Consider the following 8,493-nt stretch of genomic DNA (forward strand, 5'->3'; position numbering starts at 1 on the left):
GCGCATAATGCGAAAACCTTTTTTCAGGTTCTTAATGTTTTTTGAACTTGTTTCGGCCTGGTAGTCCTGAATGAGGGAGATGATTTTTAGCAATTTGGGGTTAACCCCGAGATTGTTATTAATTATCGCCAGATAAGGTTCAACTGCATCGTTGTTAATGTCTTTAATTGAATTGATAGAAAAACTTACGCCCGCCAAAATAATCAGCGCGAGAAGAACGAAGATGGCAACTAAAGTTTTCGGGGTTGCTATTCGACTTGATAGAGTTTTGTGTTGTTTGCTCATTCAACTTCGATAGATTTTATTTGCCAGACGGACATGTTGTAATAGAGGTCTCTTCTCAACTCTTTATATTTATCAAAGGGGAAGACAATAAAAAACGGTCCTCTGTCATCGATGGTCATCATTTTTCCATTTTCATGGGTTGCTAGTAGTACGTCATACTTTTCTATTTCGCTGCGTTTTAACTCGGCTGTGTAATCATCAAGCGCAGTAACAAAAACACTGTCCCCTCTAGCGCCAAGTTGATTAAGTAGGTCTCCTAGAACTGGACCTTTGTAGTTTGTTGGTTTGGAAAGTACATGATTGGCGGTGACAATGCTTGACGTTTGTAGTGCCTCAATCATCCCTCGGTCAAAGTGAGCTTCGCCATCAAGTGTTGCTAAGCTTTAAGTCACCAATGACTTCGAGAATAACCTCACCTGAAGGTGGGGGAAGTAGGCTTTCGGCATGAAGAAAACAAGGTAGCAATAAGAGTGTGCATAGTAGATTTTTCATAGGATCTGTCTTCCGCTCTTTGTTTAAAGGCAAGGCGATTCTTACTTGTATAAGCATAGCAAAGATCGAAGCTAATGCTTTGCCTATTGACTCTCTCTGTAAATATGGCGAATACATGATTTGTCGCTTATCCTTTAGTGAACACATTTCATTTAGAGTCGTCAGCATTGAACGCGAAGTATTCCCTACATAAACAGGATTCCTCGGAAGAGGCTATGAACCAGGAGGGTAAAGTTAGTCAACCCACCTCGCCTGTGGGGAAGTTTGACCGTTTTGTTGATGCCTGCATTCCTGAAGCTGTGCGCGCCGATTCATCGCAAGCTCTCCAAGCCAGAACACTCATTATTTTCGTGTTAATACTGAGCTTCTTTTCAATTGTTGGTATGACATTCACTTTAATGGTAGAACAGAGCTTGCCTTGGGAGCGAGTTCTAACCATGTTCCTGATCGCACTGCAGCCCGTTTCTTTGTTGATTATGTGGAAAAAGCAACACTTACGAGGGGCGGCCTTATTCTTTCTCGCTCTTAGCTTAATTCTGGTCTGCTATGTAGATTTTATGAATAGGTCTTTAGAGGGACCTGCAAGCGTCTTATGGGTTTTACCTTATGCAATGGCGGCTATGTTAGTTGGTGCGAGAAGTGCTTTTTACATCGCCTTGGCGTCGGTTGTTCTGATTAGCTTGAATGCCACATTACTTAAACTTGACTTACTTCCTGCTTCTTTGAGTTCTCCAGAAAACTGGATTTGGCTCAAATTGATTTTTACCTTAATCGTTCTGTGTACGGTTGCATTCTGTATCTATGGCTTGATTAGCCTTGAAAAGCGTAAACAAGAAGAATTAAGTCAAGAGATTCGACTAAATAAGAAGATGATGGAGTCTCTAGAAGTTGCTACAAATGAAGCCCAGGCGGCAGCTAGAAGTAAGGAGTTGTTTTTGGCTACGATGAGTCATGAGCTTCGAACACCGCTTAATGGTGTGTTGGGGAATGCTCAGCTTCTAGCAAAAGAGATTAAGGATATTAGCGCTAAAGCTCGTGTCGAGAATATAACTTCTTCTGGTGAACTTTTACTTTCAATTATTAATGATGTATTGGATTTCAGTAAATTTGAGTCGCAGGGCGTTTCTCTGAACCTAGAGGTTTTTGATCTTTCACAGTGCCTGCGTCAACTCTATCGTTTGATAAAACCGCGTGTGCAAGAGGGGGTTCAGTTTTCTATCTCGGGTGCTGATGAACCTATTTTTATCAATACCGACCCTAACCGCCTGTCACAAGTTATTCTTAACCTCCTATCTAATGCGGCAAAGTTCACGGAGCAAGGCCATATTGGGCTAAGTATGAGTATGCTAGGTGATGGGCAGTTGAAAATTCAGGTGAGTGATACTGGAAATGGTATTTCGGAAGAGAACCAAAAACGTTTATTTCAGGATTTTGTTCAGGTGGGTGATGATACGCAAAAGCATATGGAGGGGACGGGTCTAGGTCTGGCTATCACTCGTCGTATTGTTGAACGAATGGAAGGAGATATACAGGTATATAGCTCGCTTGGTAAGGGTACGACAATGGCTGTTTATCTGCCGGTTGAGCTTGTTGAAGAACCACAAACAGACCAAGACCCGGATATCGCAAGCAATTCACTGAACGATGTTGATTATTCTGCTGTACGGGTGCTGATAGTTGATGATGTTGAAATGAACTGTGTGATGCTCGAGGCATTACTAAATTCACTAGGTATCTCTAACTGCGAAGTAGAAAGGGACGGTCTTGATGCGGTGAATAGAATAAAACAGGACGATAATTTTGATATTCTCCTGATGGACGTACGTATGCCTATAATGAACGGTCTTGACGCGACTCGCCAAATACGTGAACTTGGATACGACAAACCGGTGATTGCGTTGACGGCAAATGCTTTTGAGGAAGATCAGGAAGGCTGTCTGGAGGCAGGTATGGAGCACTTTCTTGCAAAACCCTTACGCCTGGAAGATTTACAAAGTGTACTTAACAAAGCGCTGGCCAGTACTAATCCCTCCTTAAATTGATATAAATCCACATACGCTTAGTGTCTATATGATAAAGTTCTGGCATGTTTAGATAAGTCAGGGATTTTTTATGGGGCAGAGCGTTCCACACAATATTACCTTTTACGACCAGCGTGACCATCTGTTTAACGAGCTGCATACGCGCCCCTTTCCGGTTATTTCCTCTCCTGCCAGGGTTTCTCAATTATCGGTACTGCATCAAGTAGAGCAGACTGGCGTCGACTTTCGTTTAGGGGAATATCAGCATATATGTAACTTGTGTGCCCGCTATAGTGTTAATCCACCGACTGAAGAAGCTTCTTGCTACTATCAAGACTTCGGTGGTTTTGAGTTTCGCTGGGAACGTCATACCGAGTTTTCAACTTATACCTTTATTCATCAGTTAGAAAGTCAACCTTTTGAAAAGACAGGGCTTTCATTACTGCCTTCTGAGTGGTTGGAAGCGATTCCTGGTAAGGTGATTAGTGGTTTGCATGTCGAGGTAGAAGAAGAGCAATCTCATAATTATGAAAGCTCACAATCCGCCGTAGATGCCATGCGTAATAATTTTGAGGGGCATCGCTTACTAAGTTGCTTCGTTCGCGATAAACAGGCACAGGTTTGGACAGCGTACCGGATTCATAGTGACTCCATGGGGCGCTTTCTGATCGTTAATAAGGGCTTGAATCCTTGTCAGACCGGCCGCTTGGTGCGTCGAATATTGGAGTTGGAAACCTATCGAATGATGGCTTTGTTGTCGTTTCCGATTGCTAAGCAGACAGGGCCGAATATTCATCTAATGAACTTGAATCTGGCTGAGATCATTCAGAATATCACTGAGATTAAAAACCTTGATGACGAACGTCGTTTGATGGGAGCGTTGACCCACTTATCTGCGCAGATTGAACAGACAATATCGGAAACAAATTATCGCTTCTCAGCGACTGAAGCATACTACCATTTAGCGATGAGCAGGCTCGAAGAGTTAAAGGAAAGCGAGGTTTGCGGCTTACAGACACTGAGTGAGTTTCTAAGTCGTCGTTTAACGCCAGCTTACTTAACATGTGAAACCATAGAGAAAGATTTGGATGACTTGTCGCGCAGAATTGATAGAGCCAGTGAATTACTGCGAACGCGCATGAACCTCACAATAGAATCGCAGAACCAGAATTTACTGCAGTCCATGAACCGCCGTGGCAAGCTGCAGCTGCGTATGCAACAGGCTGTTGAAGGCTTATCTGTAGCAGCGATCAGTTATTATCTGGTTGGCTTGGTGAAGTACGTCGCAGAGTCTGCAAAATCAGGCGGCTTAATCGAAAGCAGCACGCTGGTTACCGGTATTTCAGTACCTTTTGCTATTGGTTTTGTGATGTTTGGTTTGGGACGAATGAAACGCAAGCTACATAAGGAAAATGAGAAACTGAAGGGAAATAATTAAATGGCTCTTAACCGAGTAGACCGTAGGCAGAGCCTTCCACGGCTCGCTGGCGGGTTAGCACGGAGAGTCCATATAAGGGGTGGAACCCTCTGCTTACGTTCGTTAAAAACTAAAAATTTCCAGCGATATTCTTCATGCGTTCAAGCATAGAGCGCAAGCCATTGCCTCGGGTTGGGCTGATATGACGCATCAGATCCATGTCATTGAATATTGCTTCAACATCTTTAGCGACGATTTCGGCAGGTGAGCGTGCATTAAGTGTCGCCAGTACAACAGAGGCAAGGCCTTTGACGATAATGGCGTCGCTCTCAATTAAAAAGAAAAGCTTGTTGCTGGCTTCGTCAAAGTAGTGAACAAGCCAGACTTGGCTTTGGCAGCCATGGACCAGGTTTAGTTCAGTCTTCTCTGCTTCAGGAAATGCCGGGAGTGATTTACCTAGGTCGATGATATATGCGTAACGTTCTTCCCAGTCATCCAGAAATTCGAAAGCCTCAAGGATATCGGCATCCGTAGTTTCGGTACCAAAAGGGTTGTTTTTAAACATGTCTGGATTAGCAGCTTGACTCATTAATACGACCTAAAGTGATAAACGATGATTCCGAGGGCGGGATTATATCATACAGATCGAGGCTTTCTTAAGGGGTGATTTTACCCTGTTAACATGCTGTATGTAGGTCGGGCTTTAGCCCGACAATGCAGGAACTTGGTATTAGTTGTGAGTTAGAGTATGCCTCGGAGATTGTCGGGTTGAACCGCGGCCTACAACATACCCAACTCTAATTTCGCTTCATCGGTGAGCATGTCGTTACTCCAGGGAGGGTCGAATACTAGCTCTACGCTGACTTTGTCTACGTTCGGTACTTGGCCAACTTTACGCTCGACATCGGCAATCATGGATGGCCCCATACCGCAGCCAGGGGCAGTGAGGGTCATGTTGATTTTGACTTCATTTTCTACAACTTTGCAGTCATAGATAAGACCGAGCTCGACCATATTAACCGGAATTTCAGGGTCATAGCATTCACGTAAGGCTTCCCATACCTGGTCTTTACTAACGCTGCCATCGGAGGGGGTTTCAAAACTGGATACAGCCACTTCTTTGCCTAGCGCATCAGCATCTTTGCCTTCAATGCGTGCAAGGTTACCATTGACTGCAACCGTATAAGTGCCTCCAAGCGATTGGGTAATGGTGACAAAAGAGCCCTTGGGAACCATGATCTCAGTACCGGCGGGTACTAGCCGGGCTTCACATTCACGGTTGGTGACAACTACTTCTCTTTCCATATCTTAAGACTCTTCAGTAACTGAAAAACTTTCACCGCAGCCACATTCGCCTGTGACATTAGGGTTCTTAAATTGAAACATTGAATTCAGGCCGACCGTGATAAAGTCGATTTGGGTGCCGTTCAGCATGGGTAAGTCTTTGTTAGGCACAAATAGCTGCAGAGAGTCGGTAATATTAAAGACTCGGTCATCCGTTTCAGGTGCTTCGCAAAGATCGGTTTCATACATAAAACCGGAGCAACCACTGGTTTCAAGATATAGGCGCAAACCTTTCTTATCAGGTGCTTTTTCAAGCTGCTTGGATATATGTGAAATTGCTGATTCACTCAGAGTGATTTCAACTTTCGGATCAAATGTTGCCAGAGACATAATGGTACCTATTAATGCTGTATCAAGCGAACATGCGCTGAATTTTTTCTAGCGCAACAAATAGCTGCTCGACTTCTTGTTCGGTATTATAAAAAGCAAAGGATGCGCGAGCCGTACCGGGGATTGAAAGATGATCCATTAGCGGCATTGCGCAGTGGTGTCCGGTGCGGATGCCTATGCCTTGCTGGTCGAGCAAGGTGCCGATATCGCTAGGGTGTAATCCTTCAATCAGGAAGGACATCACGGGTACTTTGTTTTTTGCTGTGCCGATGATTCTTAGCCCGGGTATCGTTGCAGCTAATTCATGGGCACGTGCCAGTAATTTTTGTTCGTGAGTTTCGATCGCTTCTCTATCTAAAGAGTCCATGTAGTCAATGGCTGCAGCTAAACCAATGGCTTCGGATATCGCTGGTGTACCGGCTTCAAATTTATAGGGTAGCTGGTTGAAGGTAGTCCTCTCAAAGCTAACGCGCTCTATCATTTCGCCACCACCTTGATAAGGAGGAAGCGCTTCTAAGCGAGCTTCTTTGCCGTAAAGCACGCCGATACCGGTTGGGCCAAATAATTTGTGTGAGGATAAAGCATAAAAATCACAGTCTAAAGCCTGAACGTCGACCTTGAAATGAGGCACTGCCTGGGCACCGTCGATAACGGTGATGATATTGGCAGCCTTTGCTTTTTCAATGATTTCTTTAACAGGGTTAATCGTGCCCAGGACATTGGATACGTGGGTGACAGCGATGACTTTGGTTTTCTCGTTAATCAACTCATCAACTTGGGAAAGTGATAGCTCACCGTTCTCGTCAAAATCGAGTACTTTAATTTGCGCACCGCATTTCTCCGCCGCTAATTGCCAGGGAACGATATTGGCGTGATGCTCCATGCGGCTAACGATGATCTCGTCACCAGGCTCTAGCTGACTTGCCAAACCGTTAGCAATCAGGTTAATGGCTTCAGTTGTTCCTTTGGTCCAAATGATTTCTTTGGTTGAGTTTGCATTGAGAAATTGACGAACTGTTTCGCGTGCACCTTCGAAACCAGCCGTTGCACGGTCACCCAAGGTGTGCGCGCCTCGGTGTACGTTGGCATTATCATGATGATAGTAGTTCGCCATGCTTTCGAGCACCGCTTCGGGCTTTTGTGCACTGGCGGCACTATCAAGGTAGATCAAAGGCTTGCCATTGACCTCTTGGTTTAGAATAGGGAATTGTTCTCTAATACTTTCAATATTCATTTATCACTCAATACCTTGATAGCTCTTTATGACGCAGGTGCACTAACGACGCGATCATTTAATCTAAAGGGTAACTTAACAGCTCTGCCAGTTGCTGCTCCCAGAAGTCTGCAATAGCTTCAATTGGGGCTGCCCGAACCACTTCCAATACAAAACCGAGGGTTAGCATCAGGCGAGCCTGTTCATGCGTTACGCCACGCGTTTTAAGGTAGTACAGTTCAGTTTCGTCTAACTGACCAATGGTTGTACCGTGAGCACATTTCACGTCATCGGCATAAATTTCCAGCTCGGGCTTGGAATCGATTTCAGCAGACGATGAAAGAAGAAGGTTCTTGTTATTCATTGAACCTAAGGTCTTCTGTGCGTCCGGGTGAATGTGAATTCGGCCATTAAAGACGATATGGGACTTATTGTCGGCAATACAACGGTAAGTCTCATTACTGGTGCAGTTTGGTGCAATATGTTCGATACAGGTATGGTTATCGTAATGCTGCTGACCGGTGGTGACAGTAACACCGTTAAGATCACACTCAGCACCTGCTTCTAACATCTGCACGTGCAAGTCGTGACGACCCACTTGGCTGCCCAAACCTAAAGAGTAGCTCTTGAAGTTAGCGTTACGATAGAGCGCGACACCGGTAAAACCGATTTGCTTGGCTGGCGTAGATTCAAGGTTCATACGCAAGTACTTCACATGAGCATTATCAGCAATACGCAGGTCACATACACTGTTAACAAGCCCTTGAGCACCTTCTTCGGCGTCAATGACGAGTTCTTCAATAAAGGTTGCTTCGGCATTTGCTTCAACGTTAATGAAAACGCGTGGCTGGCTCAGGCCGCTAGCATTGCTATGAAAAACCAACTTGAGTGGTTTGCCCAGTTGAGTATTCTTCGCAACGTTGATGAACAAGCCATCTTGCATCAAACCCGCATTCAGTTTTGCAAACAGCAAATGCTCTGCAGAATTACTTATGCTATTGGCGACAAGCTCGCACTCTTTCTCATCAAGAGAAGACAAACTTTTGATGGTGATACCCGCTTGTGACAAGGCATCAGCGTCATAGCTTGGCGCATTATTATTGGCGATCAGTATCGTGTTGCAATCAAGCTCGTAGCTCACTTGGTAGGGGGTAGCGATGGCCGTTGCTGGTGAAAAGCTTTCAGGAAGCTTCAAGTGCTTCGCTGAGTATTTCCAGGCTTCGGTTTTTCGGGTAGGCACAGCCGTTTGTGACAGGGCTGCCATACTTTCTTCGCTATATTTTTTCAGTGACTCGGGTAAGTCAGAAGACTTATTTAGACCGAAATCAATATCACTTAATAAGGTCATTACCGTGTCCCTAAGCTTTGTCTTCTTCGATGCCTAACCAGCC

10 protein-coding genes are annotated in these 8,493 nt (G+C 44.8%); 2 read left to right on the forward strand and 8 right to left on the reverse strand.

Annotated features, from left to right (window positions below; all coding sequences use genetic code 11):
- From A3735_RS32075 to A3735_RS32305, 3 genes are all read right to left on the reverse strand, one after another.
- On the reverse strand, positions 1–285 hold a 285-nt coding region (locus A3735_RS32075; protein ID WP_231882621.1), incomplete at its 3' end, for a hypothetical protein.
- Positions 282–626: a molybdopterin-dependent oxidoreductase gene (locus A3735_RS21685; RefSeq protein ID WP_082865419.1), complete on the reverse strand. Its 345-nt coding sequence runs from the start codon at positions 624–626 to the stop codon at positions 282–284. The genes A3735_RS32075 and A3735_RS21685, both read right to left, overlap by 4 nt.
- A gap of 25 nt (positions 627–651) precedes the next feature.
- Positions 652–777, reverse strand: a complete 126-nt coding sequence (locus tag A3735_RS32305; protein WP_255375188.1) for a hypothetical protein — start codon at positions 775–777, stop codon at positions 652–654.
- Positions 778–944: 167 nt separating this feature from the next.
- Between A3735_RS32305 and A3735_RS21690 the strand changes: the two genes are divergently transcribed.
- Positions 945–2,819 carry an ATP-binding protein gene (locus tag A3735_RS21690; RefSeq protein WP_156499814.1) on the forward strand — a complete coding sequence of 625 codons (1,875 nt, stop codon included), beginning with the start codon at positions 945–947 and terminating at the stop codon, positions 2,817–2,819.
- Between the two features lie 70 nt (positions 2,820–2,889).
- Positions 2,890–4,236 (forward strand): DUF3422 family protein, encoded by a 1,347-nt coding sequence (locus A3735_RS21695; RefSeq protein WP_068513152.1) that lies wholly within the window; start codon positions 2,890–2,892, stop codon positions 4,234–4,236.
- A 109-nt stretch (positions 4,237–4,345) separates the two neighbouring features.
- Here the strand turns inward: A3735_RS21695 and A3735_RS21700 are convergent, their stop codons facing one another.
- From A3735_RS21700 to sufD, 5 genes are all read right to left on the reverse strand, one after another.
- The gene (locus A3735_RS21700; RefSeq protein WP_068513150.1) at positions 4,346–4,804 is read right to left on the reverse strand and encodes a SufE family protein; all 459 of its coding nucleotides are present in this window, start codon (positions 4,802–4,804) and stop codon (positions 4,346–4,348) included.
- Between the two features lie 191 nt (positions 4,805–4,995).
- Complete coding sequence (gene sufT, locus A3735_RS21705) at positions 4,996–5,520, reverse strand: putative Fe-S cluster assembly protein SufT (protein WP_068513147.1); 525 nt, start codon at positions 5,518–5,520, stop codon at positions 4,996–4,998.
- A gap of 3 nt (positions 5,521–5,523) precedes the next feature.
- Positions 5,524–5,889, reverse strand: coding sequence for an iron-sulfur cluster assembly accessory protein (locus A3735_RS21710; protein WP_068513144.1), 366 nt, complete (start codon positions 5,887–5,889; stop codon positions 5,524–5,526).
- A gap of 22 nt (positions 5,890–5,911) precedes the next feature.
- Entirely contained in the window at positions 5,912–7,123 is a 1,212-nt protein-coding gene (locus A3735_RS21715; RefSeq protein ID WP_068513142.1) for an aminotransferase class V-fold PLP-dependent enzyme, read from the reverse strand.
- A 58-nt stretch (positions 7,124–7,181) separates the two neighbouring features.
- Positions 7,182–8,450, reverse strand: a complete 1,269-nt coding sequence (gene sufD / locus A3735_RS21720; RefSeq protein ID WP_068513139.1) for a Fe-S cluster assembly protein SufD — start codon at positions 8,448–8,450, stop codon at positions 7,182–7,184.
- Between the last annotated feature and the right edge of the window lie 43 nt (positions 8,451–8,493).

The organism is Oleiphilus sp. HI0061, assembly GCF_001635675.1.